24 protein-coding genes are annotated in these 26,813 nt (G+C 65.2%); 14 read left to right on the forward strand and 10 right to left on the reverse strand.

Annotated elements, in window-relative coordinates; translation table 11 throughout:
- Positions 1–443 precede the first annotated feature (443 nt).
- A complete protein-coding gene (locus ACQP1O_RS18540; RefSeq protein ID WP_433566999.1) occupies positions 444–1,229 on the reverse strand; it encodes an SMI1/KNR4 family protein in 786 nt (261 codons plus the stop codon).
- A 257-nt stretch (positions 1,230–1,486) separates the two neighbouring features.
- Here ACQP1O_RS18540 and ACQP1O_RS18545 point away from each other — a divergent pair, with 257 nt between their 5' ends.
- The 7 genes from ACQP1O_RS18545 (at position 1,487) to ACQP1O_RS18575 (ending at position 7,096) form a co-directional block, all read left to right on the forward strand.
- A complete protein-coding gene (locus ACQP1O_RS18545; protein ID WP_433567000.1) occupies positions 1,487–2,452 on the forward strand; it encodes a helix-turn-helix domain-containing protein in 966 nt (321 codons plus the stop codon).
- A 51-nt stretch (positions 2,453–2,503) separates the two neighbouring features.
- Positions 2,504–2,719, forward strand: a complete 216-nt coding sequence (locus ACQP1O_RS18550) for a hypothetical protein (RefSeq protein WP_433567001.1) — start codon at positions 2,504–2,506, stop codon at positions 2,717–2,719.
- 140 nt (positions 2,720–2,859) lie between these two features.
- Complete coding sequence (locus ACQP1O_RS18555) at positions 2,860–3,195, forward strand: hypothetical protein (protein WP_433567002.1); 336 nt, start codon at positions 2,860–2,862, stop codon at positions 3,193–3,195.
- 37 nt (positions 3,196–3,232) lie between these two features.
- Complete coding sequence (locus ACQP1O_RS18560; RefSeq protein WP_433567003.1) at positions 3,233–3,805, forward strand: hypothetical protein; 573 nt, start codon at positions 3,233–3,235, stop codon at positions 3,803–3,805.
- Positions 3,802–5,217 carry an IS607 family element RNA-guided endonuclease TnpB gene (gene tnpB / locus ACQP1O_RS18565; protein WP_433567004.1) on the forward strand — a complete coding sequence of 472 codons (1,416 nt, stop codon included), beginning with the start codon at positions 3,802–3,804 and terminating at the stop codon, positions 5,215–5,217. Before ACQP1O_RS18560 ends, tnpB begins: the two co-directional genes overlap by 4 nt.
- Positions 5,218–5,598: 381 nt before the next feature.
- Positions 5,599–5,823, forward strand: coding sequence for a hypothetical protein (locus ACQP1O_RS18570; protein WP_433567005.1), 225 nt, complete (start codon positions 5,599–5,601; stop codon positions 5,821–5,823).
- A gap of 196 nt (positions 5,824–6,019) precedes the next feature.
- The gene (locus tag ACQP1O_RS18575; protein ID WP_433567006.1) at positions 6,020–7,096 is read left to right on the forward strand and encodes a F420-dependent hydroxymycolic acid dehydrogenase; all 1,077 of its coding nucleotides are present in this window, start codon (positions 6,020–6,022) and stop codon (positions 7,094–7,096) included.
- 74 nt (positions 7,097–7,170) lie between these two features.
- Here ACQP1O_RS18575 and ACQP1O_RS18580 read toward each other — a convergent pair whose 3' ends face one another.
- The 3 genes from ACQP1O_RS18580 to ACQP1O_RS18590 form a co-directional block, all read right to left on the reverse strand.
- Positions 7,171–7,542, reverse strand: coding sequence for a hypothetical protein (locus ACQP1O_RS18580; protein WP_433567007.1), 372 nt, complete (start codon positions 7,540–7,542; stop codon positions 7,171–7,173).
- A 1,047-nt stretch (positions 7,543–8,589) separates the two neighbouring features.
- Positions 8,590–9,000, reverse strand: a complete 411-nt coding sequence (locus tag ACQP1O_RS18585; RefSeq protein WP_433567008.1) for a hypothetical protein — start codon at positions 8,998–9,000, stop codon at positions 8,590–8,592.
- Between the two features lie 836 nt (positions 9,001–9,836).
- A complete protein-coding gene (locus ACQP1O_RS18590; protein WP_433567009.1) occupies positions 9,837–10,799 on the reverse strand; it encodes a hypothetical protein in 963 nt (320 codons plus the stop codon).
- A 600-nt stretch (positions 10,800–11,399) separates the two neighbouring features.
- Here ACQP1O_RS18590 and ACQP1O_RS18595 point away from each other — a divergent pair.
- The 4 genes from ACQP1O_RS18595 to ACQP1O_RS18610 all read left to right on the forward strand — a co-directional run bounded on the left by ACQP1O_RS18595 (position 11,400) and on the right by ACQP1O_RS18610 (position 15,900).
- The gene (locus ACQP1O_RS18595) at positions 11,400–13,454 is read left to right on the forward strand and encodes a protein kinase domain-containing protein (protein WP_433567010.1); all 2,055 of its coding nucleotides are present in this window, start codon (positions 11,400–11,402) and stop codon (positions 13,452–13,454) included.
- Between the two features lie 752 nt (positions 13,455–14,206).
- A complete protein-coding gene (locus tag ACQP1O_RS18600; protein ID WP_433567011.1) occupies positions 14,207–15,121 on the forward strand; it encodes an alpha/beta fold hydrolase in 915 nt (304 codons plus the stop codon).
- Positions 15,093–15,683 carry a MerR family transcriptional regulator gene (locus tag ACQP1O_RS18605; RefSeq protein ID WP_433567012.1) on the forward strand — a complete coding sequence of 197 codons (591 nt, stop codon included), beginning with the start codon at positions 15,093–15,095 and terminating at the stop codon, positions 15,681–15,683. The genes ACQP1O_RS18600 and ACQP1O_RS18605 overlap by 29 nt, the downstream gene beginning before the upstream one ends.
- A gap of 34 nt (positions 15,684–15,717) precedes the next feature.
- Positions 15,718–15,900, forward strand: a complete 183-nt coding sequence (locus tag ACQP1O_RS18610) for a hypothetical protein (protein WP_433567013.1) — start codon at positions 15,718–15,720, stop codon at positions 15,898–15,900.
- Between the two features lie 888 nt (positions 15,901–16,788).
- Here ACQP1O_RS18610 and ACQP1O_RS18615 read toward each other — a convergent pair.
- Together ACQP1O_RS18615 and ACQP1O_RS18620 are read right to left on the reverse strand one after the other, a co-directional pair.
- Positions 16,789–18,504: a tetratricopeptide repeat protein gene (locus ACQP1O_RS18615; RefSeq protein WP_433567014.1), complete on the reverse strand. Its 1,716-nt coding sequence runs from the start codon at positions 18,502–18,504 to the stop codon at positions 16,789–16,791.
- A gap of 371 nt (positions 18,505–18,875) precedes the next feature.
- Complete coding sequence (locus ACQP1O_RS18620) at positions 18,876–19,775, reverse strand: LysR family transcriptional regulator (RefSeq protein WP_433567015.1); 900 nt, start codon at positions 19,773–19,775, stop codon at positions 18,876–18,878.
- A gap of 92 nt (positions 19,776–19,867) precedes the next feature.
- On the opposite strand from ACQP1O_RS18620, the gene ACQP1O_RS18625 reads away from it, so the two are divergent.
- Positions 19,868–20,953, forward strand: a complete 1,086-nt coding sequence (locus ACQP1O_RS18625) for an alcohol dehydrogenase catalytic domain-containing protein (protein ID WP_433567016.1) — start codon at positions 19,868–19,870, stop codon at positions 20,951–20,953.
- 120 nt (positions 20,954–21,073) lie between these two features.
- Here ACQP1O_RS18625 and ACQP1O_RS18630 read toward each other — a convergent pair whose 3' ends face one another.
- Both ACQP1O_RS18630 and ACQP1O_RS18635 read right to left on the reverse strand, forming a co-directional pair.
- Positions 21,074–21,904 carry a MerR family transcriptional regulator gene (locus ACQP1O_RS18630; protein ID WP_433567017.1) on the reverse strand — a complete coding sequence of 277 codons (831 nt, stop codon included), beginning with the start codon at positions 21,902–21,904 and terminating at the stop codon, positions 21,074–21,076.
- Positions 21,905–22,436: 532 nt separating this feature from the next.
- Positions 22,437–22,940: a hypothetical protein gene (locus tag ACQP1O_RS18635; protein WP_433567018.1), complete on the reverse strand. Its 504-nt coding sequence runs from the start codon at positions 22,938–22,940 to the stop codon at positions 22,437–22,439.
- Positions 22,941–23,583: 643 nt separating this feature from the next.
- On the opposite strand from ACQP1O_RS18635, the gene ACQP1O_RS18640 reads away from it, so the two are divergent.
- Together ACQP1O_RS18640 and ACQP1O_RS18645 are read left to right on the forward strand one after the other, a co-directional pair.
- Positions 23,584–24,402, forward strand: coding sequence for an alpha/beta fold hydrolase (locus tag ACQP1O_RS18640; protein ID WP_433567019.1), 819 nt, complete (start codon positions 23,584–23,586; stop codon positions 24,400–24,402).
- Positions 24,399–25,046 (forward strand): TetR/AcrR family transcriptional regulator C-terminal domain-containing protein, encoded by a 648-nt coding sequence (locus ACQP1O_RS18645; RefSeq protein WP_433567020.1) that lies wholly within the window; start codon positions 24,399–24,401, stop codon positions 25,044–25,046. Before ACQP1O_RS18640 ends, ACQP1O_RS18645 begins: the two co-directional genes overlap by 4 nt.
- A 336-nt stretch (positions 25,047–25,382) precedes the next feature.
- Here ACQP1O_RS18645 and ACQP1O_RS18650 read toward each other — a convergent pair whose 3' ends face one another.
- Both ACQP1O_RS18650 and ACQP1O_RS18655 read right to left on the reverse strand, forming a co-directional pair.
- Complete coding sequence (locus ACQP1O_RS18650; RefSeq protein ID WP_433567021.1) at positions 25,383–25,847, reverse strand: hypothetical protein; 465 nt, start codon at positions 25,845–25,847, stop codon at positions 25,383–25,385.
- Complete coding sequence (locus ACQP1O_RS18655) at positions 25,840–26,322, reverse strand: hypothetical protein (protein ID WP_433567022.1); 483 nt, start codon at positions 26,320–26,322, stop codon at positions 25,840–25,842. Before ACQP1O_RS18655 ends, ACQP1O_RS18650 begins: the two co-directional genes overlap by 8 nt.
- Positions 26,323–26,813 lie beyond the last annotated feature (491 nt).

A 26,813-nucleotide genomic window follows, 5' to 3' on the forward strand; every position in this document is an offset into this window, starting at 1 on the left:
GACGAGGACGAGCAGGGGCGCGGCAATAACAGTCGCGACTAGGGTTTTGATGATCTTGCTAGACATTTTGCTTCCTTACAACGAGCTTTGCGACGTCCGGGTACTGGGCTGCGCTGCCGAGTTACCGGACTGGGTCTGCGGGTGCGTCGCGTACCGAATCAACTTTGCGGCACCCGATTCGCTCCTTGGTGAAGTTCATGATGCGTTCCGAGGGGAACGCACGTTCGGGCTGGCCGACAGCTGCAGCATCGACTGGACCGGACAAGACGTCGTTTGGTTTCGCGGAAGACGTCACCAATAGTTTACCGCTGGCTACCAAGCGATTCGGCCGAGGGAGGCTGCTGCACGACCGGGTGACAGCGTCTAGCCATGCAGCAGCCCCGGATGACTGCATAGCCCCTCGCTGCTTCGTCGACGCCGTTGCACCGACGCCGACCGGGCACTTACCTGAACCTCGTTGGATTTTCGGCTGGTCCGGAACCCCCAGACTCATCAGTCTTATTCGAATGCGCATTCGAGTGTTGCCGGGCTTCGAAACGGCTGTAGAGGGCATTGAAGAAGTGGTCGTCGGGGTCGCCGAACCAGGGCAGGTCGGTCCACGTGCCATCGGGGGACTGGCTGGCTATTTCGGTGGCAGGCCAAGCACCAGTGAGTACTTCCTCGAGCAGGATGTGCAGCAGTGTCGTGTAATCGGGTGCACAGAGGAAGTGGCGCTTCTCGTCGCGGCCGAAGTTGATGATCTGGCCGTAGGTTCCGTTGCGGTCGGGGTCCAGGTCCAGGCCGATGCCATCGTTTCTGACCGGATCGGACCACAGTGGGATCCAGCCGGGCGAGAAGTACAACGGTTTCACCTTGCCCGCCGCTGCGGGAAAGACATCGCCCATGTCCTGGAGTTCATCGGCGTCGGGGGCATCGAGAAGATCGTTCCAGAAGTCCCAGAGTTCCTGGATCAGGGTGGTCGACAGGAACGACAATGTGTGCAGACATGGTGTGGCGTACTCGATTCGCGAAGCGGTATCGGTCGACTTCTGGCCGTTGTGAACGGCCAGGATTGCCTTCGCCTCGACCGGTAGTTCCCGCCCGATATGGGACTCCAACGCATCCAGTTCGAGGGAAGGTTCTCCAGTCGGAAGGGGCCAGCTGGAACGCACTATTCTGCCGCATAACGCGCTGACCGAACCGGCCAGCGCGAGGCGCCGACGGCCCAAACCTGGTGCGGTGCAGAACATCCGCTATTAGCCGATTTGAGTGTTGGTGGGCTGATCCGTCGTAAAGACACTCGGCGACCGGTCAGGGCTATGGCAACGACACCGCCGAGACAGCGGGCACGCCGGAACCGCGTGTATTACGCCCTGCAGTAGTAGACGGTTACTCTGGCCGACGTGCTGTACAACTAGCCCCTGAGTGTCCGCCCAATGGAGACCAGTGGACCGCGCGCTGCGGGTATGGTCGCAGGTGGTGGCCATCTGGGGCGAGAGGCGCGACCATGAACGACATTCCCGTCAACGAGGTTGGCCGACGGCTGCGCGAGATTCGCGCGTGGCGAGGGCTGAGCCTGGAGACAGCCGCCGGATTGGCAGGTTTCTCCTTCGGCTACCTGGGCCGCCTCGAGCGTGGAGAGCAAACCCTCACCAACCGTCGCACCCTCGAAGCGTTGGCGCAGGCGCTGCGGGTCGCGCCGTCGGAATTCACCGGCCGCCCTTGGGAAGTACCCGACGGATTGGGCGCCGACGTCTACGCCGGTGTCGTCGCGGTCGAGGAAGCCCTCGACATCTGCGAACTCGGCGACGATCCCGGCACGCCTGTCCGCGAGTGGGCGCTGATACATGCGGATCTGTTGCAGCTGGAGCATTTCCGGGGCACGGGGGACTATCAGGCCATCGGCCGGCAGGCGCCGGCACTGCTGATGGAACTTCACACCCTGTACGTGCGTAGCCCCGAGCGGCGCCGGCCCATCCTCACCGGCATGATCGGCTGCTACTTCGCGGTCATGGTGATGGCCAAGCATCTCGGCGTCCGAGGCCTGCCACTGCTGGCAGCCAAGGACGCGCAGACCTGCGCCGAAGAGCTCGATTCGCCCGAGTGGCGAGGTGCCGCGATGTGGATGCGCGGCAACGTGACTGGTTCGCTGTCGCGGCAGCGGCAGTACAGCCGCGCCGTGGGCCTGGCCGACGAACTCACCGGCAGCTTGGACAATCAGCGGGTGTTGCAGGCGTACGGGATGCTGCACCTGTCGGCATCGCTGGCGGCCGCCGTGCAATCCGACCGCTCGACCGCGGAAACCCAACTCGACGAAGCTGCGGCCGTCGCCGGGCGCATGCACGAAGACGTCGGGGAGTTTGCCCGGATGTGGTTCGGACGCATCAACGTCGGCATCTGGCGGGCCTCGATCGGACTGGAGCTCGGCGACGGACCGAAGGCGATCGAGGCGGTACAGGGCCTCGACGTCTAAGCGATCCCGGATCCTGCCCGGCTGGCCGGCTTCTATGCCGAGGCCGGCCGGGTGATGTTGGCCGAACCGACGTCGCGTGAGGATGGTTTGGCGCTGCTGCTGAAAGCTGAGATCCTTGCCCCGCAACGGGTTCGCAGTGACCTGTTCGTCCGGGAGGCCGTCGCTGACCAGCTGCGCAGCGCGCGACGCGATGCCGGCGGCCGCAATCTGCCTGGCCTGGCCTGGCGGTTGGGCGTGGCGCCGGAGGCGGGTTCATCATCGAACTGATGCGTTTGTCCTTCTTGGACAGGACGCGTCTTGCCGCCTCCTTAACGTCGGAGACGGGCCACCGCTGCCGGGTGGAGTCCTTGCCCGTTTTTGGACTCCCCGGTGGTAGGAGCCTCCTCGACTACGAGAAGGGGCATACCGTGACGAAACCGCCGACTGCCATCGGCTTCCTGCGCCGGGATATCTCCGGCACCCGCCAACAGTGGGACGAGACCCAGATCCGTAGCCTTGCAGCACGATTCGGGTATGACCTGGCCAAGATCCTGGTGTTCGGGCCTGATACCGATCGACCGGTCCATCGGTTGCGAGTGGCTGTGAGCCGGACAGGGGCTGCGGCGGTGTTCGTACCGGGCCCCCGCCATTTCGATGATGCCCGGGTGCCGGCCGCTCTGGTGGCCGCCGCTGACGTGGTCACGGTGGACACCGAGCAGACCTACGCCCGCACGTCTGCCCCGACGCTGGGGGAGCAGCGATGAACAGCGTGAAGCGCAACTCGGGGCGGGAGGAGGCCCGATGGGGTTCGGGCAGTTCACCGGGATGTGTGACCGTGATGTGCTGTGTGAAAATGGGTATGTGAAGTTGGCGGAATGGGCGCGGGGGCAGGGGGTGTCGTTTCGGACGGCGCTGAACTGGTTCCACGCGGGCATCTTGCCCGTCGCGGCTCGTCAATTGCCCAGCGGCACAATCCTGGTCGACCCGCCTGCGGTCCCGGCTGGAAGGACCGTCGCTTACTGCCGTGTTTCCTGCGCCGACCGACGTGGCGACCTCGAACGGCAAGCCGGACGTGTCGCCGAACAATGCGGGCAGCGCGGCATCGGCTTGGACGCGAGGGTCACCGAGATCGGATCGGGACTCGACGCTCACCGTCGGAAACTTCTCGCCGATCCGACCGTCACCGTTGTCGTTGTCGAACACCGATCGCTGGTCGTGCTGAACCCTGACCAGGTGAAAGACGACCTCGTTGAGGACATGGTTCAGGACATGATCGACGTTGTTGCCTGTATGTGCGCGCGTCTCTGTGGTCGTCGCTGGGCTCGGCGTCGGGCTGAGGTGGCGGTCAGGGCTGCCGCCGGGGCTGGCGAGTGACCCCCGCTGTTCAGGGGTATCGGTTCGCGTTGGATCCGACCTATGATCAGGAACAGGCGTTGCGATCTCATTGTGGTGCACAACGATTCGCCTACAACTGGGGTCTGGCCCGGGTGAGGGCGAATCTCGAGCAGCGCCGCGCCGAAGCCAGCTACGGTCTCACCGGCGAGGACCTCACCCCGTCGCTGGACTGGTCGGCATATGGCCTGCGCAATGCCTGGAACCAGGCGAAGGGCGAGGTCGCACCGTGGTGGGGTGAGAACAGTAAAGAGGCGTATGCGTCCGGGGCGGGCAACCTCGCTGCTGCCCTGAAGAATTGGATCGACTCCCGCACAGGCGAACGCGGCGGACCCGGAATCGGGTTTCCCCGGTTCAAGGGGAAGCGGGCGCGGGTGTCGTGCCGGTTCAGTACCGGCGCGTTCGGTCTTACCGATGATCGTCGGCATGTGCGGCTTCCGCGGATCGGGGCTGTGCGGACGTGCGAGTCGACGCGCAAGCTTGCACGGCGCGTGGAGGCCGGGCGCGCCCGGATTCGCTCGGCGACGCTGTCGCGGCGGGGCCGCCGCTGGTTCGTGTCGTTGTCGGTGGAGGTCGAACGCGCCGACCCCGGCCCGGCCCGGCCCGAGGCAGTGGTCGGGGTGGATGTCGGGGTGAAGTTCCTCGCTGTCGTGTCGACCGGCGAGGTGATCGCGAACCCGAAGCGCTACCAGAAGGCGCACAAGCTCCGGCGTCGGTTGGCGCGGGCGCGGTCCCGCCGCCGCGGCCCCGACCGGGAGCGTGGCGTCGTGCCGTCGCGGCGGTGGGAGCAAGCGAACCGCACAGCGAACCGTCTGGAGAATCGCACGGCCGCGATGCGTCTCGATGGCCTGCACAAGCTGACCACCCGCCTGGCCCGCGAGTACGGCACTGTCGTGGTCGAGGATCTGAACGTGGCCGCCATGGTGCGGAATCGATGCCTCGCGACATCGATCTGGTCGGCCGGATTCGGTGAGTTGCGGCGTCAGCTCACCTACAAGACCAGCTGGCGCGGCGCGACCCTCGTGACGGCGGACCGCTTTTTCCCTAGTTCCAAGACATGCTCGTCCTGTCAGGCAGTGAAAGCCAAGCTGCATCTCGAGGGGGCGTGTATTCCGTTGCGACCAGTGCGGTTTCGTGCTGGATCGCGATCTGAACGCCGCCCGCAATCTGGCGGCGTCGGTGTCCACGGCGAGTTGCGTCGGGACGGTAAACATGCCCGCCGGAAACCGTGTAAGACCGCGCTCGCGCGGCGGTGGTATCGCCACGGGAAGACCCGAAACCACGGTCGCGGGCCAACCCCGCCGGGGCAACCCGGCAGGTCAAGAAACAGAATCACGCGTTTCTTGAACGGTACCCGAACTCGGTACCCCCAAACGATGTTCGGGGAGGGCTGAGCCGCCTCGGACGAGTGGGCAGCGGCGCTCGTGTCCATACGTCCCTGCCCACTTTCTGCCCACAATTCCGCGAGAAATCGTCATCCCGATCCACGACAGGGATCTCAACGAATCTCCCAACTCCTGGCAGGCGCTGCATCTCATCTGCGAGCGCAAAGGTGCCGGTAAGGGGTCCCGGAGTTGAGCAAATGACCGAAAAGCCGGATCGCGCGTGCGGGGTTGGCAGCGTCGTTGAGATGAGCTCCACGAGCAACCCGCCAGATATCGATTCCCCACCGATCCGGATGTCCCAGCAAACTTTCCGCGTACGCTTATGCGCTGGATCGATGACGAACGAAGGCATTGCTGTTCGGCGGTAACCAACCGGTAGAGGAGACGGGTATGGACCAGCGGCAGTTCATCGCCACCCGGCGGGAGTTCGACGAGATCGATACCGACCACGACGGTTTCATCACCTTCGACGATGCAGTCCAGTGGGGTATGGCCCAGGACCCGGAAGCGCGGGAGATCGTTGGGCGCCGTATTCAGGAAGAGCGCATGTGGACGGATGGTCAGGTCTCCTTCGAGGCGTTCCTGCGCTACAAGGAGCTGATCGACCACTCCTAGCCCGCGTGTGGAACGTCGCCCAGCGCCCCCGATTCGGCCCGAAAGCACACGGTTGGCGGCACCCCGCTGCGGAACTGGACCGCCGCGAGGGCCGCTACGGCCTGGGGTCCCTGTGCATTTGTGCAGTTCGCGTGTCGGGCACGTGCTCGAGACCGGCGAACCGATTGCGGTCGGGCTGACCGGGTATGTTGGGCGCATGAGCGGCGTCTCCAGGCGATCGCTGGGCCGAGCGGCGGCCACGACGGTGGTCGCGGGGGCAATGGCCGCGTGTGGCGGGCCTTCCCCGTCGAGGGGGCCCGTCGTCGGGCCAAATGTCGGAATGGTGCTGTCGCACGAGCAATTTCCGACGTCTGTGCTGGTCGATCAAGCACAGCGGGCAGAGGCAGCAGGGTTTCGATACGTGTGGGCCAGTGATCATCTGCAGCCGTGGCAGGATAACCAGGGCCACGCGATGTCGCCGTGGCTGACGCTGGCGCTGGTCGGCGAGCGCACCACGCGACTGTCCTTCGGAACCGGCGTCACCTGTCCGATATATCGGCACCATCCCACCGATGTCGCACAGGCGTTCGCCTCGTTGGCTGTGCTGTCGCCCGGGCGGGTGTTTCTCGGGGTGGGTACGGGGGAGCGGCTCAACGAACAGGCCGCGACAGGAGAATTCGGTGTCTATCGCGAGCGGCACGACCGCCTGGTGGAAGCCATTGAATTGATGCGACAGCTGTGGGCCGGTGGACGGATCTCCTTCCGCGGCACATACTTTCGGACTGAAAAGCTGAAGCTCTACGATCTGCCGGCGGCGCCGCCACCGATCTATGTCGCGGCGAGCGGTCCGCGCAGTGCGCGCCTGGCCGGACAGTACGGTGACGGCTGGATCAGCCAGCCTGCCGGGGTGACCGACCCGACATTGTCGGCCGCCTTCGCTGCGGGTGCGCAGGCCTCGGGCCGTGACCCGGCGCGATTGGGCAAGCGGGTCGAATTGTTTGCGGTGGTCGGCGACCGCGACGAGGTGGACCGGGCCGCACAGCTGTGGCGGTTCGGGCCGTCCGGGTCGGTTATCGACCAACCCGATCCGGTCGCGATCGAGCGAGCCGCCGCGGCAACGCCGCTCGAGGAGGTCACCTCCGCGTGGGCCACCGGTAGCGATCCGGCGCCGCACGTGGCGGCGGCACAGCGTGTTCTGGATTCCGGCGCGACGCCGTTTCTGCACTTCCCGCAGCACGATCCGGTTGCCGCGATCGACTTCTATCGCGATCACGTACTACACGCACTGCACTGATTCGCATCATCGGTGACCGTCGTCGTCGGGTTCGTGAACCCGGCGCTGTGCCGCCGCTCGTCCCGAGCCTGTGGTCACGGGCCGGTAGCTCGTGAGTTCTCGCCGAGGTCGGCCGACGTCGAGGGCCCGGTGGAGGCCGCGGCGATCGCGGCGCACTGATACCGCAGGTAGGCGCCCGGGAGTAGGTCGTCGGCGGTGGCGCGCCAGCGCCGGCGGATCCGATCGGGGATGGTCGTGAAATCGGCGGTGCGGCCGACGATTTCGGCGTCGCAGAGTTGGCGGCGGTTCCCGATATCGGCCTGGATCAGATCGGCGCCACCGTCCAGACCGGTCAGCGACGGCCACAGTTCGGGGTAGCGGTCATACAGCTCATCACAGATGGCGATCATGGACTGCCACCGATGAATTTGGGCATACAGCACGTACACGTCTACGAGGCGGTCCATGCGGTCACCGCCACCGGAACCCGGCGCCCTCGCCCGGCGGCGCGCATCCGCCGGGCATTCATAGCTGCTCATAGCACATGACCACTTCCACCGTGACAGTCGGAATTGCTGCTCAGGCCGGATGGATCACAAGAGTCTGCGGGCCGATCCACCCGGCCGCCGAACACGATGCACCGTCCGAGTCGGCGAGCGGTGCATCGATTCCGGAGCCGTCCGACTATGACCCCGGCCGGATGATCCGACGTGAGAGTGCGGCGCGGTAACCGCACCCGGATCCCCGCCACGCCCCACGATCAGCTCAACCACCTCGCACGGTACGGAGATCGGGTGCCGCAGCGGCCGGATATCGCGCTGGTGGCACGAATCGAGAGTGCCCAGGCACGTAAGGTCGCAGAGATCTCCGAATCAGTTGGGATTCGATGGATCGAAGACCTGGGGTCGCGACGAAGCGGTGGCGGTGTTCGCGGAGGAAGTCGGTGAATGTCTGCGGCGTGCGGCCGATAGCCTCGGTGAGTGCGGTGGCATCGATCGGCGGGGTGGAGGGAAGCGGGGAGAAGATCGTACCGATGGTCGAAATATGCTGTGCCATCGCAAGGTTGACCGATGATTCGGTCGAGTTCCGAAGCGGATCAGCCTCTGCGAAGAAGTAGAGCAGCGCGCGTATCGCTGCTGGTAGAGACTCTACTGAGCCCCCATCCGGTATCCGGGTGGTGGCTCAGTCGTTTTGCCGGCGCCGAGCGTTGACCGATTCGGCCAGCGCGGTATGCGGCTGATATGTGGGGCGGCCGACGTCAAGGCCGTGGCCCCGGGTGGCCGTCTGGAAGGCTTTACCGTCCAGCGCAAGGCCGCCAGCGGCTCCGGCTGCGTCTACAGTGCTGGAACCTACATCCCGCCCACAGCGTAGCCCGCCGCAGTAAGAACCCCTGGTTCAATTCCCTTGAGCCGGGGGTCTTTTGTGTCGTGCGGACTGGAACCCGATTACGCCGACACATCAGCCGCAAGAAGACCGAGGTTAGTGATCGCTCTTGCCGTGAATGATATCGGCGCTCACTCGTCGAGCGGCCTGCAACCATAACTTTGGGGCATCCGGTACCAAACGGGCCTCGGGCATTTTTCGGCGCATACCGAACATCTGATGCGCCGCGGCTCGTTCACAACAAACTTATTTCCGATGAACGTATGTACTATCAACGACTTCGAGTGGCTCGCATCCACCAGGGCGGTGAATACGAAATCGTACATGGTAAGGATACGCCCACATCTGGATACAACCCTTTCAAGGTAGTACTCATCATTGGCCAGAACGCCCTCCTTCAAGTCGAGAAGGCGCTCCATCTTCGCTATATCCTCATCATCTGATTTCGTGAACTTCGTTTGATCTCTGAGCTCCGCTATGCTCGGCCCTAAACGTTCGAATTCCTCGCGGGATAATGAAACGACATTGTTGTAGTCAGCCATTGTTGCCTCCAGGTTCGGATTGTGGTCTCTCCGGCTACATCAACCCCTGAGGAGGGGGTGAAACATTATGCGTCACCCTGCTACGAATTGATTGTGCCGTAGGATGAGTTGTCCGGTCTACCGGTTGTGCGGACGCCCTCTACAGCCGCGACTTCCCGGAGCTGTTCGAGAGCGTCCAGACCTTCAAGACCCGGACCTGCGCCGACATTGGGGCGGCCTGCTCTCGTCTTCGGCCTCAGAGTTGATCTCGTAGAAGTCGCCGTCGAGCAGTTCGGCCGGCCTTGTAGTCCGCTCTGGCGCGCACGATCCGGTCGCGCTGTCCTCGCAGTTGCGCTGTGATCCGACCGATTCGCTCATCGTCTGTCGCCGACAGGGCGGATCACAGGCACGGCGCCCGAAAGCGCAGCGGCAATCGCTCACAGTGATGAACCGTTCGCGAAGGCGGTGAACATCGCGAGGACGGCTTCCACCTCGGTGGCAGTGATCTCGCCGTTGAGGGTGTATCCAGTGACCCCGCCTGGTGGGGCGGGCGTCTGCTCAGCCAGGCGATGCAGCCGGAGGGGCGGTCCCGAGGCGGTGCCGGTGGCGGTTGGAGCGCCGAGTCGTGTACAGAGGTTATTCGGCTTCGGAACGTGAGTTGAGCTCTGAAAAGGACCTTTGACGTGCGGACATTGGATGTCGAGGGGTTGAATTCCGAAGCGGATTAGCCTCAGCGAAGAAGTAGGGCAGCGCATGAATCGCTGCTGGTGTCCGGGTGGGGGCTCAGTCGTTCCGCCAGCGCCGCTGGCCCGTTCAGCTTCACCGGGTGTCGGCACGTCCTAAGGTTTGGTGACCGTTCAGGGTTTGTGTGCGAGCCACCAAGTGAGGACAGCGACTTCGAACGGGGCGAGGGCCACCACGGCGTTGGAAAGCCGTGTTGGGAGTCCGACGTCGAGACCGATGAGCTGCATCATGCGTGCTCGCCCCTCGATCCAGCCCTCATCCGGCTTACCTGTTTGCGGCGTCGGGTATACCGCGTCGACGAGCTGGCGCGCTCGGCTGCGCCAAGCCAGAAACGTGGGTATGTACACCGCAACGAAGACAGCAGCGAGGAGCGCGCCAATCAGGACGACGTCCTGACTCTGAAAGCCAAGGAATTTCGACAATCCGGCGACCACGACCACCGCGGCAGACAGTGCGAGGCTCAGTGCGCCAAGCGTGGCCATGGAACACCCCCACAGCGTGCGCAGCTCGTCAAATCGTTGCCCTGCCGAATCGGAGGTGTTGATCTGGAGCAGGTCTTGGGTCCACTGCAGCGCCTCGGCTATCAGCCATAGAGCGACCACGGACGGCACAGTAGCGATGACTCCGACAAAGACGACCACCTTGACACGTGCGTCGAAGTGGGCCTCGAGGGGGCCATAGTAGGGGTTAGTGAGCGATCCGCATGCGGCGACCAAGATGCTCCCGATCGCCACGGCGTACACCGCGGCGAGCGCGAACATCACGGGCTGGGGGATAGCGGGAACAGCCGTCGGAAAAAGCGCCCGGACGGTCCCGACCAGGCTGAGGCTCCGCACGCCGAGGGCGATCCATATCGCAAAGGTGCATCCGACCCAGACACTCCACGCGTTGAAGCTATCCAAATTAGCCAGTAACAACGGGTTGTTGCCTTTCCCGACCTGAAACAAAGCAAACCCTGCGACAATCGGAAGTAGCACCAGCAACGAGCGCGCAGCTGGTGACCGCAGCCACGACGCAATCAGCGAGGGCCAGCCTTCCCGGTGCCAGCCACCTGGAGTCGCAGGGTGCTTCGCCACGTCGCCACTGTGCCATCGACTCAACCCGGTTGCCCGACAACACGCACATCCCGCACCCTCGGGTTTTGGGAGGTGCAAAGCACTGGCGTGATCGGTTCACCAGAGCCAGCCTGGCGGTGCGGCCGGAGGGTCGGATCTCACGAGGTGACCCCACCGGTTGGATTGGGGTGCGAGGCGCAGAGGTTATTCGGCTTCGGAACGCGTCGAGGTGCGAGCAGGGCGTTTGACGTGCAGATATTGGACGTCAAGAGAGTCGAGTTCGGATCAGCGTCTGCGAAGAAGTAGTGCTGCGCGCGTATCGCTGCTGGTAGAGACTCTATGAGCCCCCATCCGGTACTTGAGTTCTAGTGGTCGTCGCAACACCCCAGCTCGAGGGGTGCGCCAGCGGGGACGATGTGGCCGGGGGATCGATCTCGCGGCGGCGCCGGCGCGCCTCGGGCTCGAGCAGGCCGACCGGTTCGAGATCTCGTATGGCCGGTGTCCGCGCCTATGCTTGTTGAGAGGTTTCTGTTGCCGGTGCGGGTACCCGAATGGAGGGCTGGGTGTTTGCTGGTCGGGTGTCGGTTTGAGGGTGTTCCCGGAAGGGAGGGGTCCTCAGCGATGGGTGCTGCGTTGGAGTCGGGGGGAGTGTTCGCCGGTTATCGGATCGTGCGTCGGCTCGGTGCGGGCGGTATGGGCACGGTGTATCTGGCTGAGCATCCGAATCTGCCGCGCCTGGTCGCTTTGAAGCTGCTCAATCGTGCTCTGACCGATGACGAGGATGTGCGTGCCCGGTTCCTGCGGGAGGCCGATACCGCTGCCCGGCTGGACCATCGCAATATCGTCGCCGTCTACGACCGCGGCAACGAGGGTGGTCAGCTGTGGATCGCGATGCAGTATGTCGACGGCAGTGACGCGGCCGAGCTGCTGCGGGGTGGGGCTTTGCCGGTCGGGCGGGCGGTGTGGATCATCACCGAGACCGCGGCTGCGCTCGATTACGCCCACGGGCACGGGGTGTTGCATCGTGATGTGAAGCCGGCCAACATCTTGCTGACCGACGCGTCGCGCGGTGAGCCCGAGCGGGTGTTGCTCGCGGACTTCGGTATCGCCAAGGCTCTGGATGAAACCGGCGGTTTTACTCGCAGCGGGATGTTGCTGGCGAGTCTGCAGTATGCCGCGCCCGAACAGTTCGATATCGGCGCGGCGATCGATCACCGTGTCGACGTGTATGCCCTGGGTGCGACTCTGTACCGGATGCTGACCGGGGCTCTGCCGTATCCCGGGAGCACTCCCGCGCAGCTGATGTACGGGCATGTGAGCCTGCCGGTCCCGAAGCCCAGCAGGCACGGCGGAGTGCGTGTGCCCGAAGGTTTCGATGCGATCGTCGAACGCGCCCTGGCCAAGGACCGTGAAAGCCGATACTCCAGTTGTGGTGAGCTGGCCGCGGCCGCCAACGACACGCTGGCAGCGGCATCGAAGGAGGTCACCGCGACCGTCTCATCGTCGCCCGTACCGCCGAAATCCGAACTGGTGACGCAGGGCGTCGCGGCAGTCGGAGGCGCCGAGCATGCGCACACGATGGAGCCGGCGGTGGTGCCGGGGGCTCCGGTCCGAAAGCGCCGCGTCCGCCGCCGGTTGCTTGCGGTTGTCGCGGCGGCGGTCGCGATCATCGCTGCGGTCGCCGTGGTCCTGATGTGGCCGAAACCGCCACCGCACGGCTCGCCGGCCTTCACCGTCAGCCCCGTCGCCGTCGGGAAGAACCCGCAGGGCGTCGCGGTCGATGCCACGACACACACCGTGTACGTCGCGAACTATGACAGCGGTACCGTTTCCGTTCTCGACGGCACCACCCGCGCTGTCACCGCCACCATTGAAAACATTCCGCACGCGATAGGTGTGGCGGTCGACCCGCAAACCCGCACCGTGTACGTGACCGACTACGGAGACGCCGGCAAGGTGTTCATGATCGACGCGCACACCAACACCGTCGCCGCGACCATCGACGTCGGGGCCAACCCGGACAACATGGCGGTCGACCCCCGCACCCATTTGGTGTATGTCACCAACGCCACCGTCGATCCGCTCGCGGAGGGCCAGACCGGTGCACGCACTGGGTCGAAGCCGGGTTCGGTGTCGGTGATCGACCCCCGCGCCCGCGCCGTGACCGCCACCGTCGGGGTGGGTATCCGGCCAATAGGGGTCGTGGTCGATGTCGATCGCTCGCGGCTCTATGTCGGCAACGACGGCGACAACTCGGTGTCGGTGATCGACCTGTCGACCAACACCGTGGCCGCGACCGTCGCGGCGGGCCGGGGGATAGAGGGTCTCGCGCTCGACCATCGCTCCGGCACCCTCTACGTCGCGAACAACTTGGGTGACTCGGTATGGACGATCGACACCCACACGAACCGGGTCACCGGCATCATCCCCGTCCACCGCCCGAGCATGATTGCCATCGACGAGGATCGCCGCATCCTCTACGTCGGGGTGCTGCTGGCGAATGGTGACCCGACCACGCTCGACCTGACGCCGATGGCGATCGACGCCGACACCAACAAGGTCACCCCCATCCCCGGGTCCGGCGGGGCTACAGCGGCGGCCGCGGTGGACCCCGGCACCGGTGCCGCCTACCTCGTCGACAACGCCGACAATACGGTCTACGTGGTCAGACCCTGACCGATTACCTTGTGGCACGGGCGGACTCGCAGTCATGACCGTCTCGCGCTGGGGGCGACCCTAAGTGGTCCCGCCCCTATCGAGCGGTTCCGTAATTGGTCGAGGGGGAGTGCTGGAGTGCAGATGTTCATCAGCGGCCGGGTCAGCCGCTGCGCTGGTGAGGCCCATGTCTCATCAGTGCAGCCTGGCCGGTCGCCGCTTGTGCGGAGTTTTCCACCCGAGTGTCTTGCGCGGTCGGCTGTTGAGGGCGGTGGCGACGGCGTTGATGGCCTCGTCCGAAACCCTTGACCAACACCTACTCTCACTCCAACAAACCGGTGTTGCGACGACCCCTTGAACCCACGCCGGCGATGACGGTCATCATCGGGATGGATCCGCACAAACTCGGCCACCATCGAAGCCGTCGACCCGACCGGGAAGGTTCTGGCCACCGGCCGATACGGCACCGACACTGCCGGATACGCGGAAATTATCACCGCCACACAACGATTCACCGACCGGATCTGGGCGGTGGAAGGATGCAACGGAATCGGCCGCCACCTCGCGCACCGCCTGGTTGTGGGGCCCAGGGCGTCGCGGGCCTGGAATGGCCTGTCCAGCGCAGGTTATTCGGCTCCGGAACGCGAGTCGCACGCTGACCACCGCGTTCGACGTGCACCGATTGGATGTCAATTGGGTGCCGTTGTGCGCGTATCCGAGGGTGCAGGGGAAGGCTTGACCCTGACGCTGCGTCGGGGTTGCAACCTTGCTTCATGACGAAGAACATCGCTTCCGCTGCTCGGCCCGCTCCGCCGATCGGAGGGTTCCAGGAGGTCGACGGCCGCCGGGTTTTCATGCATCGGTTGGGCAGTGGCGGGCCGACCGTCGTGTTCCTGCCGGGCGCGGGCGCGGCCGGTCTGGACTATTTCGCTGTTCAGCAAGGGGTTTCGCAGTTCGGCACCGCAATGGTGTACGACCGTGGCGGCAGCGGCTACAGCGATCCGGTCCCGCTGCCGCGCACCGCCGCCGCAGTCGCGACGGAACTGCACGAGTTGCTGCACGCCCAGGGCCTCGCCGGCCCGTACGTCCTGGTCGCGCACTCCCTCGGCGGCGCCTACGCGCATCGGTTCACGCAGTTGTACCCGCGGGAGGTGGCCGGGCTGGTCTGGTTGGACGGCTTCCACCGCGACTGGGAGGACTTCATGCCCGCTGCGGCAAGCCCGGCTGCCGACCAGCAGATGGCACCCGGTCCCGAGCAGATCCGGCAGATGCGTCCAGCCCTGCGCGGGATGTTCGCCGAACTGGTGGCGGACTACCCGCAACCCATGCGGCAGCCGCTGATCGAAGCCCATGTCAGCGACGAATGGCTCCGGGTCGGCATCGCTGAGCGGGGCAGCTTGGTCGCACTCGCCGACGAACTGCGTGCCGGGTCGGACATTCCCGATGTCCCGGTGGTCGCGCTCACCGCCGAGGGCACCGACTCAGGCCCGCAGGCGGCGATGCCGGAGCACACGGAACGTGCGATACACGAGGGCATGAGGAGGATGGCCGCGGCCGTGGTGAGCACGGTGTCGTTCGGGGAACATCGCGTCGTCCCCGACGTCGGCCATAACCAGTTGTGTTTCACGCGTCCCGATGTCGTGGTCCAGGCGATCCGCGATGTCGTCGACCGGGCGGCTCGCGCATAAACTCGGCTTGGCCACGTTTCCTGAAAACCGGAGGCAGACGGTGCTCACGATCGGCCAGTTGGCCGCGACCGCCCGCGTGACTGTGCGCACTATCCGCCATTACCACCAGGTCGGCCTGTTGCCCGAGCCCGCGCGTGATGCCTCCGGATACCGCCGCTACAACGCGCAGACGGCGGTGGATCTGGTCCGGATCAGGACTCTTGCCGATGCTGGAGTGCCACTGGCCCGCATAGACGCGTTGCTGCACGCACAACCAACCGAATTCGCAGCTGCCATCACCGATATCGACACCGCATTGCAGGCCAAGATCGACCGGCTCACCGAGCATCGCCGCCGGATCGCCGAATTGGCAAGCGGCGAAGAGCTTGTCCTGCCCCCCCGAGATGGTCGCCATACTGAACCGGCTGCGCAGTCTCGGAGTCAGCGAACGGACGGTCCGACTCGAGCGCGACTGGTCGATCCTGATGCAGGCATCGGACCCGCACGCGGTGCCGCAGTGGATACAGGACAAGAACGCCGGCTTCGAGGACCCGGAGAAGATGCGCCTGTATCTCGCATGTGATCGATCGGTCGACTGGGATCCGCACGATCCGCGCGTGGATCGGCTCATCAACGACCTCGAAACATGGGAGATCGAACACGAAGGCAACACCAGCAGGCCACAGAACCCGACGCCGGTCTTTTCCCTGATCCTCAGGGAATCACCGGCATGGCAGCGAATCATCGATACACTCACCCGCCGCGCCGAACGGCGCCGAGCCACCATGCCCGACAGCTGACCGTCGCCCGCATCAGGCCCCCGGTGTCACAAAGCTGTGGGCCGATCATGCACCTCCTATTCCGCCAGGTCCGACAACGTCGAAGTTGATCCGGGTGGTGGATATGGCTCCGCATCCACCGAATACGGCAGACCCGAGACCGAGGACGATCAATCCGTGGCCCCTGGACATGGACACACTCAACTTGGCAATAGCGGACGTTCTGCGCCGCACCGGGTTCCGGGTGCCGGCGCCATCTGAGGGTGCGACAACACCGCCATCTACCGCTACGAGTCATATTCTTCGGCTTATTCAGAGGGGTCGCGCTGGCCGGTTCGGTCAGCACGGGTGTATCGGCGGATGTCCACTGCAGCCCCAGCTCCCTGCGTGAATACGCCGAATACTTCCGCGCCGCGCAGCGAGATCAGTTGCTGGACAAATACTTTGCCGAAATCGGGTCGCGCTCGGCTATCCCGCTGGGGTATCGCGGGATAGCACCTGCCCGATCCCTCCCAGCGAACTGCGCGGTTCCGGCCGACGGCAACGGCGGGTCCAGGAACGCGCCGACCACCGCACTCGTGCCCGACAGCCGTTGCTTCCGGCGTTGGTCGAGCACGCCGAGAAGTCATACGAGCAGGCCCGCGCTCTGCTTGCCGCCGAGGAGAAGGTCACGATCGGTTCAGAGGTCCTCCACGGGCGCGGCGATACGAGCGGGTCGGATCCCGCTACGACTCGCAACAGCCCGACCACATTCCGGCCAGACTCCATGACCTGCACACCGGCGAGACCACGAATATCACTGTCCTCGAGGATCTCTGCTTGTGGCGGTGGGCCGTCATCGAGATTCTGCTCCTTCCGGGCGCTCCTCGACGCACCGCCGTCGTGTGCAGGACAGGGAGTTCGAAGGGCTTACCCCCGGCTTTGCCAGCCGGCGGTGTCCCATAGGCGGACCAGACCACTGGCCTCATCCGCAGTCGCCAGGAAGGCACCGTCAGGACTGAAGGCGATCGCGTTGGCGGGTGTGTCCAGCTCTCCGATCAGGGACCCCGTTGTCGGGTTCCACACTCGTACTCCGGCATTGAACCAGTAGTGGCGCCGGGCAGTCGCTACTAGGTGGCCGTCGGGGTGGAAAGCGACCGCGTCCGCGCCGCCGCGATCGCCCAGGCGTTGGACGCGCTCCCCGACGATGTCCATCAACCACGCCCCGGAGTCGCCGGCGACGGCAACGAGACTGCCATCGGGAATGAAGGCGAGGCTTCGGACGGGTGGATGGCCTTCGATGTGGAGATCGCGGAGGTGCTCGCCCGTGGCCGGATTCCACAGCTGGACAGTCGGATTCCATTCCCGGGTCCAATCGCTGTGCACGGTCTCGGTGCTGATTGCCAGCATCTGATCGTCCGGGCCGAGCGCGACGGCCACGACCCGGACGCCGTAACCGACGGCTGGTTCGTCGGCTGCCTGTTGGCCCGATGTCTGCCCAGCGCGTCTCTCGGCGTCGGCGGAACCACCGCCCAGCGCGAGTAGGCGCTCGCCTGCGGTGATGTCCCACAACGTACATCCGTCGACGAGCGTGCGATCGGCGATGAAAGCAACGCCGCTGCCGTGGCGGATGTGCGAGCCCAGATCTCGCAGGTGCTCGCCAGTGGCCGCGTTCCATACCGCTGCTTGACCCCAACCGTTGGCGGCCAGCAGCGTGCCGTCGTTACTGAACGCGATGGCGCCTATCCAGGCGGACGTGCGCAGCGTGTACGAGGGTCGGCCGGTCTCGAGGTTCCAGACGATGATCGTGTGGTTGTTCCCGTCGCACGTGGCGAGCATGCCGCCGTCCGGGCTGAACGCGACCGCACGGAAGTCGCCGGCGCAGTGCTCGAATGCTCGCAACTCCAGGGCAGGTCGCTCACGGCGTAGCACCGCGCTCAATATTCCTTCGGCGGCGCGGTCTCCGTTGACGGTCAGCGACCGGAGTTCTGCCGCCGCCTCGTCATAGCGTCCTTGTGCAAGCAGCAGCCTCGCCCGCACCCGCCGGAGCGTCGGGTGGGCGACAGCGCCCAGCAGCTCGATGGCTTCATCACGAAGGTGGAGCCGCCGTACGCGCCATCCGTTCGCGATGTTCACCATGACCGTGTCGAGGTTGTCGTAGCTCGAACATCCTGGATCGATATCGGTGAGCAGATCGATGGCGGCGGCCAGGCGGGTGGCACGCCACAACTTCACCGCTGCCCACTCGAGTTCCCTTGTGGCATTTGTGTTTCCGCCGGCTGTCAGCTGTCGCAGCAGGTCGAAGCGACCCTGGCTGGACAGCCAGCCGGACACATTGGCGGACCGGTCCCGCTCAGGCAGCCGTTGCAGATGCGAAATGGCTTCTTCCACCCGCCCCTGCCCGGCGAGCAATCGAGCCAGCCGCCTGCTAGCGCTCGGATTTCCGCCCTCGGCCAGGACACGCATCTGGCCGATGGCCTCGTCGATTCGACCTTGGCGTACCAGCCAATCCGCTAGCGCCCGGCGGGCATACCGATCTCCATTGACCGCACGCGCTTCCACCTCGCCAACCTGGCCTGCCCGAACCAGACCGGCAGCCAACTGCCGACACCCTTGCGGGTCCCCAGCATCGGCCAGCCGTCGCAATTCCTCGAGATGGCCCGCCCTCGCCAGTCGGATAGCTGTCTGACGCAGACAAGGGACTGGGCCCGGCATAGGCGCCGACGAGTTCGAAACTGAAGAGTCCACCTCGAAGTCCTAGCATCCAACCTCGAATTCATCCTGCGCGCGTTCGTGAATGGGTTAGACCACGACGCTCACAACCGCCGAGGCGAGCTCGTAGACGTCGGGGTCGAGGCATAACAACAGCCCTCAGTCGCAAACGTTCTGTACTGCTGCTTCCCGCGCTGACCGAACCGGCAGCGTGACGCGGCGGAAGATCAACGGGCGGTGCCGATCCGAGCTCGGCCTGACGCACTGAAACACCGAGGTGCGAACCATTGTGCAAGGCGACATCGTCACGGACCGACGGTGGATGCGATCGCCTCAGTGACTGCCGCGATCGCGGGTGTCCCGGCACCGGGGAGCCGGGCCACGAGAACGCGGCGGATTTCGGGTGGCGCTCCCTGGACTCGCAAACCGATCACAGCGGGTGGGAAAACCGGCGACATACTTTCCGGAACTGTGGTCACACCGAGACCATTTGCGACCAGGTGCAGTTTCGTCAGCCAGTCGCGGGCACTGTGGACGATGCGCGCTCGCCCCGGCAAACCTGGCCAGACACCGAGCAGCGGCTCCGTGCTCGAGGACGGGGTCGCGATCCAGGACGCGTCGACGAGTTCGTCGACATGCACTGACGTGCGGCCGGCGAAAGTGCCGGTGGCCGAGGCCGCTACAAGAAGTTCGGTGTCCTGGACCGCGGTGATGTGCAGGCGTGGCGACTCGCCATCCGGTAGCCGGTGCGGTGGACGCGAGGACAGTACGGCGAGATCGATCGAGCCGGTGCGCAACGCACGAGTCAAGCTGGGCGTGGTTCCTTCGCGGGTGGTGACTCTGACCTGCGGCGCTGCCGCGGCGAGCCGAGCGAGCGCGACGGGCAGGATCACCGGTCCGGCGCTCTGGAACAACCCCAGCCGCACCACCTTTGTGCGGGGAGCCTCGCCGTGGAGGTCACGTTCTGCCGCGTCGACCGACTCCAGAATCGTTCGGGCATAGCGCAACAGTGTCAGTCCGGGCTGGGTGAGCTGTACTCCGTCGGGCCGCCGTTCGAACAGGGTGGCGCCTGCACTGCGTTCGAGGGCGACCGCCTGGCGCGAGACCGCCGACTGCGTGTAACCCAGCCGTTCGGCGGCCGCGGTGAAGCTGCCCGATTCGGCGATCTGGCAGAGCACCCGAAGATTCGCGCTCGACACGTCCATGCTGACTACGCATACCAGAGATGCCAGATCATCGCTTCCCGCATGGCCTCGTCCTGCCTAGCGTGATGGAAACGAAAACAGAAGGGCATTCCATGCGCGCAGCGACACTGACCGAGTTCGGTTCACCCCTCACGGTGCACGACGCGCCCGATCCGGAAACCGGCAGCGGTGAGGTACTGGTCGAGGTCCTGGCGACCTGTGTGCTTCCGTACGCGGCCGAGGTGTTCAGCGGCGAACGGCACTATCCACTCGAACCACCCGTCGTGCCGGGAGTCGGCGGCATCGGCCGAATAGTGCGCGTTGGTCCGGACGCCACCAAGCTGCGTGTGGGGGACCTGGTCTGGTGCGACTCGACGGTGCGAGCCCGTGACGACGCCCTGACACCGGACATTGCGATGCAGGGGTGGAGTTCTCGCGGTGCGGGCGGTGCACAACTGGCCCGATACCTGCACGACGGATCCTTCGCCGAGCTCATGCGGGTACCGACCGAGAACGTGTATCCGCTACCCGCGAGCGCGGCGGCCGATCCCGCGCGGTGGTCGGCTTTGGCCGTGTACGCCGTTCCCTACGGTGGCCTGCTGGCAGGCAGGCTCGAGGCCGGCGAGACGGTGTTGATCAGCGGGGCGACCGGCAATTTCGGCAGCAGCGCGGTAGCCGTCGCGCTCGCCATGGGCGCCGGGCAGGTGGTGGCCCCGGGACGCAACCGAGCCGTGCTCGACCTGCTCGCTGATCGGTTCGGCCCGCGGGTGAGCCCGGTCGAACTCACTGGACACGAGGAGACCGACCGTGCTGCGATGAGCTCGGCCGCCGACGGCCCGATCGACATCGTCCTCGATCTTCTACCGCCCCACGCGCCCAGCTCGACCGCACGAGCGGCGGCCATGACAGTGCGCGAATACGGGCGGGTCGTGCTGATGGGAGGCGTCGGCATGCTCGGCGGCGCCGACCTTGCCCTGCCCTACCCATGGATCATGCGCAACTCGGTGACCATCCGAGGACAGTGGCTGGGCCCACGGACGGCGAACGTGGGCATGATCCGGCTCATCGCCTCCGGTGCCCTCGACCTCACCCCCGAACACATCACCCGATTCGACCTCGACCAGGTCAATGATGCGGTCACGCACGCCGCAGCTCACGGCGGCCCCTTCGACCGCACCATCCTCACACCAAGCACCTGAAACCTTGCAGGCACCGCGCGACTCGGATGCAACCACCGAACAAACGCACGGAAATGCTGCATACCGCGCTGACCGATTCGGCCAGCGCGGGGCAGTCCGGATGGTGTGGGCGGCCGTCGGTTACGTGAGCCTGGTATCAGCGAAGACCACCATCGCGTCGTGGTAGTAGGTGGCCAGTCCCGCAGCGATCCGATCGAAACTTGCGGTGGCGGTGGGGTCGTCGAGGTAGGTCTGGGCAAGTTGCTTGAACATTTGCGCGTCCGGGTTCCAGGTGGCACTGACGAGTCGGTATGCGGCGTCGATTTCGGACTGCACGGCCGCATCGCTGACAGGCGTTCTCGATGCCATCAGCTCAGCCATGCGGATCATCGCCGCGGTCGTTTCCTTCTGCATTCGCGCGATCTCCTCGGCCGACAGCGAGTCGGTGTACGCCTTCGAGCGCTCGAACACCTCCGCCTGATCGGGCCAGCGTTTCAGCGCGTCCGCTTCGTACCGGCTCGGGTCGAATCCCTCGAAAAGGTTTTCCGGCCTGTTGATCTGGGGCATGCCCGTTGTTCCTTCCTGTGCCTGGAGTTCCTCGATGGTGCGCGCGACGGTGTGCACCACTCGATCGAGGCGGTCACGCTCACGCAGCAATCTCGCGTGGTGTTCCCGCAGCGCGACCAAACGATCGGTCTGCCGGTCGAGAATCGCTGCGATCTCGTCGAGCCCGAGATCCAGTTCCCGCAGCACCAGGATCTGCTGCAGGCGCAACAGTTGCGCCTGCTCGTAGAAGCGGTAGCCGTTGGTGCGGACGCCCGCCGGCGGCAGCAGGCCGATCTCGTCGTAGTGCCGAAGGGTCCGTGTTGTCACCCCGGACATTCGGGCAACTTCGGCAATCGACCAGGACACGACCCACTCCTCACCGCACCGGGACCCTGCCGGTCCATCCGGCATCTCGACGCTAAACATTCACCCAACGTGAACCTCAAGACCGCAACCAGCACGATCGGTACCACGGTTTCATCGTGGTCGCCGGATCGGCCCGCAGTTTCAGCTAGCCAATCGCCTTCAGCACATCCGCTATTGCCGCATGCCGCGCTGACTGAACCGGCCAGCGCGGGGTAGACAAAGATCAACTGACCGTGCCGATCCGAGGCGGCGGAACGTCCGCCATTGCCGAGTTGAGGGTGTTCCTTGATCGATCAGCTATCCGCGCTGCAGCGCAACTCTGTTCAGTGGCAGACACGTCGAGGATCCGACAGGGCTAGTTCCAATCCCGGGCGTCAAGCTCGCGCCCGGAGCTGGCGCCGCCGATCTCCTCGATGCCGCCGCCTACCGGAAACTCGTCGACTGACATCCATTCACGAAGGGCCGCTTCGGTTCTCGGCGCTCGTTGCCTAGGCCTTCGGCCGAGCCCTGCTCGGGTAGCCGCGACTGCGGACCTGACCGAGCGGACCGGTTCGATTGCGGGACTGCGACGTCGTGATCGAACCGGTGTCGGTCACATACCCGCGGAGCCGCTGAAGAGCGGAAGCAGGATCGAGGCGGAGCCGGATGTGGAGCCGGAGTCCAGGGAGCTGGCGATGAGGCTGCACGCGGATGCGACCGCGGATCCCGGCGACAATGAGAGATTCGGATAGCTCGACGGGTTCGGCGGGCAGATGCCCACCTTGACCGAGCGCGTGGAGGTGCCTTGGGTAACCGTGACCGTGTACGCGCCGACGGCGGGCGGGGTCCAGGTGATTTGCGCGAACCCGTTGAGCCCGTCCGAACTTGTGTACGGGGTGCCCTGGCCGACGACAGTGCCGTTGACCGACAAGGTCACCGGGCTGAGCCTGTCAGCCCCACTGGTCGTGATCGACACCTGGCAGGGCACCGAGGGTGTGCCGCACCCGACGGCGAAGGAGTCGATGGTGGCACCGGCGGACGGCGCCAGCAGCAATGGCAGGGCGAGTGCCGGTATGCAGAGTAGCCCGGCGGCAGCGACCCGGGATGAGTTGATCATGGCGGGATCGTATGCGGAATAGTGACATTTCACATGCGAAGTGCTGCCCATGATTCCGGGGGCCAGCATCGGCCGGCTACCCCGAAGCCGAAGTGGGTCAAGAGAAGTCGGCCAGGATGGAGAGCGGGAACGAGATCGGGAACGGGTCCGGGCCGCGAGGACATCAGATTCCTCGAGCAAGATGGGCTCGCCGTGGGCGATGCCGTTCAAGCGGCGGATCTGGATGCGCGGACGGGGGTCGAAATCGATCAGCCAATACTGCTCGATTCCGGTTGGCGCATACTCGATCACCGTGCGGCCGCGGTCTTCAACCAGCACGTCATACCGCTTCCGCACTATCCTGCCGCATACCGCGCTGACCGGAGCGGCCGGCGCGGGGCGGCGGTGGCCGGAACCTGGCGGGGTACAGAACGTCCGCTAGCCGAATGGTGCTCATCCACTGAATCTGCCGACTACGGCGGAAGCTGTTCCGATCGTCGGCTGTGGGGGTGGTCTCGTCACGCTGGCGTCTACGTTGTAGGCTTAGTCTACAACGTAGACGGGTGTGTTGGAGGTGTGTATGACACAGGGCCGGTCAGTGCATGCGGTCCAGTCGAATGGCGCTCGGTTGTATGTGGAGTCGAGGGGGTCGGGCCCGGAGCTGGTGCTGGTATCCGGGGGTGGCGGCGACGCGGCAATGTACGAGCATGTGGTTCCGTTGTTGGCCGACCACTTCACGGTGATCACCTTCGATCGGCGCGGCAATTCGCGTAGCGAATTCACCGAACCGGATGCCGACATCGCGATAGAGACGCAGGCCGAGGACGTCGTAGCGATTCTCGATGCCTACCGGATCGACCGGGCGTTGGTATTCGGCAACAGCAGCGGCGCGATCATCACCGTGGAACTGATCGCCCACCACGGCGAACGGGTGCGGGCGGCGATCGCACACGAACCGCCACTGGTGCAATTACTGGCGGCGAGTGATCCGGCGCGGCAGGAGATCATGCGTATCCATCAACTGGCCGTCGACAGCAGTCCGATGCGCGGGTTCGCGGCGTTCGGGGCAATGACCGCACCGAATCTACCTGCGGCGCTGCGGTCACGGGCCGGGCAGGCGGCGCTGGCTGCAGCAAGTTCCGCGGCGCTGGCCGTCGCGCCCGTCCTGCGTGCGGTCACCGGTAGGCCACCGTCGCCGATGATGCGGATGCTCGGCAACACCGATCTGCTGATGCGGCGGGAACTACCCGACTTCTTCGACTACCAGCCCGATCTTGCCGCGCTGCGAACGACTTCGGCGCCATGGCTCCCGGCCGTCGGCCACGCCAGCGTCGGCCGCCCATACTTCGTCGCCGCCGAGGCGCTCGCCACCGCGCTCGAAACCCACTGTGTCGAGTTCCCCGGCGGGCACACCGCCTATCAGACCCATCCCGGCGAGTTCGCGCAGCAGTTGGTGCAAACCTTCGCGGAGCTGACCCGATGACCGGCAAACGTGCCCCGCAGCGGACAGCGCGGGCCATGTTGAATCGCGATTACATTGCGGCGGTGGCCTTGTCGGTGCTCGACGAGACCGGCCTGGACGGTTTCTCGATGCGCAAACTGGCGACGGCGCTCGGCGCGGATCCGATGGCCGCCTACCGTCACGTCACCGATCAGCAGGACTTGTTCGATGCCGTCGCGGTCCGGTTGTTCGCCGAGATGGACCTCGAAACTCTTGGATGGCAGTCCGATTGGCGTGACCTGATGTCCGGCTACGCCGACCGGCTGCGCAAGACACTCCACGATCATCCGCACGCGGTACCGGTGTTCGCCACCCGCCCGGTCCGCGACACTGCCGCGATCGAGATCGGCGACCAAATGATCGCCCAACTGTGCGCGGCCGGATTCACCCCGGTGCTCGCCTTACAGCTGGCACGTTGCGTGCGCGAATACACCATAGGCCACGTCCTGGGCTGGGCGGCGGCGGTGACCGGGCGCAGTCGTAAGCCCGCACCCGATTCTCCCGACTACACCCCGCTCGCCGCCGCCGCGGACGCCACCGCCGACACCGACCACTTCGACATCGGCCTGGCCGCCATGCTCGACGGCTTCGCCCAGCGCCTGGGATCAGCACCCACAGAGATTTAGCCCACTTTTGTTGTGCTAGAAGGAGATTGCGAAGCGGCCAGTCTTGTTCGCCCGTCGCTGCGATGCCGTCCACGCCGTGACGGAAATCAAACAGCCCCAACGAAACCGGCTTCGCAAACCACGGCCCACGCCTTCGCAAACCACCGCAAGATCAGCCCACCGACCCGTGGAACCATCCTGCAGATGGCACCTACAGGAATGTAGGCGAGTCATTTGGCGAACTTCACGACAACGCACGGTAATGCCGCATACCGCGCTGACCGAACCGGCCATCGCGGGCCGGCTGGCGCCGTCCGGTCCGATGCGCCTGTGGAATCCCCACGGGCGCATCTTGTTTCAGTACTCACGCGGTGCGCCGAGCAGTAACCCGATGGTCAGCAGCGGGAAGATCATCAGTGGCCACGACCCGACCACGGTGGGTTGTAGACCTTCGTGGAAAGCGCCGCTGGGGATCGAGGCGACCGTTGCCGGAAGCAGCTGTGCCATCAGCGCCAGAATCGATCCCGTAATCACCAGTATTCGGCCGATGCGCAGGCGGAACAGCAGCAGAAAGACACCGCCGCCCAGGACCAGGGTCACCGCGCCGAGTGCGAGCGACATCAACTCGAAGGTGGTCTCGGCGCTGGAACCCAAGTAGTTGTCGTTCAGATCCCTTGGTTCCAGTGCATTCGCCAGCACTATCAGCGTTTGCGCGCCCCACGCGAGGAATCCGGCCGCGGCCAGCCACAAGGCGATCCATCGGCGCAATTCGCGCGTCGCGTGCCAGACCCCGTCCCGGTTTTGCGAATCCGGCTCACTCATGTGCGGCCTCGTGTGCGCCCGTCGTAGCTGCCGCCGCATCCGTGGTGTTTTCGAGCAGCAGCAGAATCGTCAGCAGCGGGAAGATCATCAGCGGCCGGTCGAACGCCAGGCTGGACGGCGGCTGGTAGAAGAAGGCGTCGATGGGGATCGCGGCCAGGGTAATGGAAAGAGCCTGGCCCAGCAGTACCAGTGCGCAGGCGGCGATCATCGTGAATCGGCCCATGCGCGAGCGGCGGGCCGGCAACACCACTCCGACAGTCAGCAGGATCGCCACCAGCGCGAAGGCGAGAGCCGCGAGTCGTAGCACTTCGTCGGCAGTCATCGAGCCGAGATAGGGCAGTCCGACGAACTTCGATTCCATCGAGCTCGCCCACGCGCCGAATGCCTCACCGGCCCAGGCGAAAACCCCGGCTGTCGCCAGGGCGATCGCGATCCTGCGCCGGATCTCCCGGGTCGCTGCCCAGCGCTCCGTCACGAACACCCCTCCCGTATCGGCCGTCCTCGTCGGCCACGGATACGAGGGTATCGGGGGAATTCGCAGAGTTACGGGAGCGATTGTGGAGATCTCGTGCGGGTCACACGTCGGGTATGCCGTACTCAGGTTGTGAATTCAGTTCCGGCTCACTGCGTCACGTGCACGGCGATGGTGCCGTCGGTGCGCGCCTCGACGCGGATCCCGGTCGGCACGTATGAGCCGTTGTCTCCGTTCATCGCTCGTGCTTCAGTTCGACGCACGGGAACTCCGACCGGTTCCACGCTCGATCCATCGATTCGTCCGCAGCGCGCCCGATAACCGTCCACGCCAGCCAACAGGACCGGCACTCAAAAGCCCTGGTCGCCTTTCGAATCAAACGGGATCAACAGACACCGAAAACGGGCAATACGGATCAGGGTCTCGTTCGCATCGAGAAGATCAGGGGTTCGATTCCCCTTTAGCTCCACAAGCCCCCATTGGGCGAGCACTCG

Source organism: Nocardia sp. CA-151230 (genome assembly GCF_050942175.1).
GTDB lineage: Bacteria > Actinomycetota > Actinomycetes > Mycobacteriales > Mycobacteriaceae > Nocardia.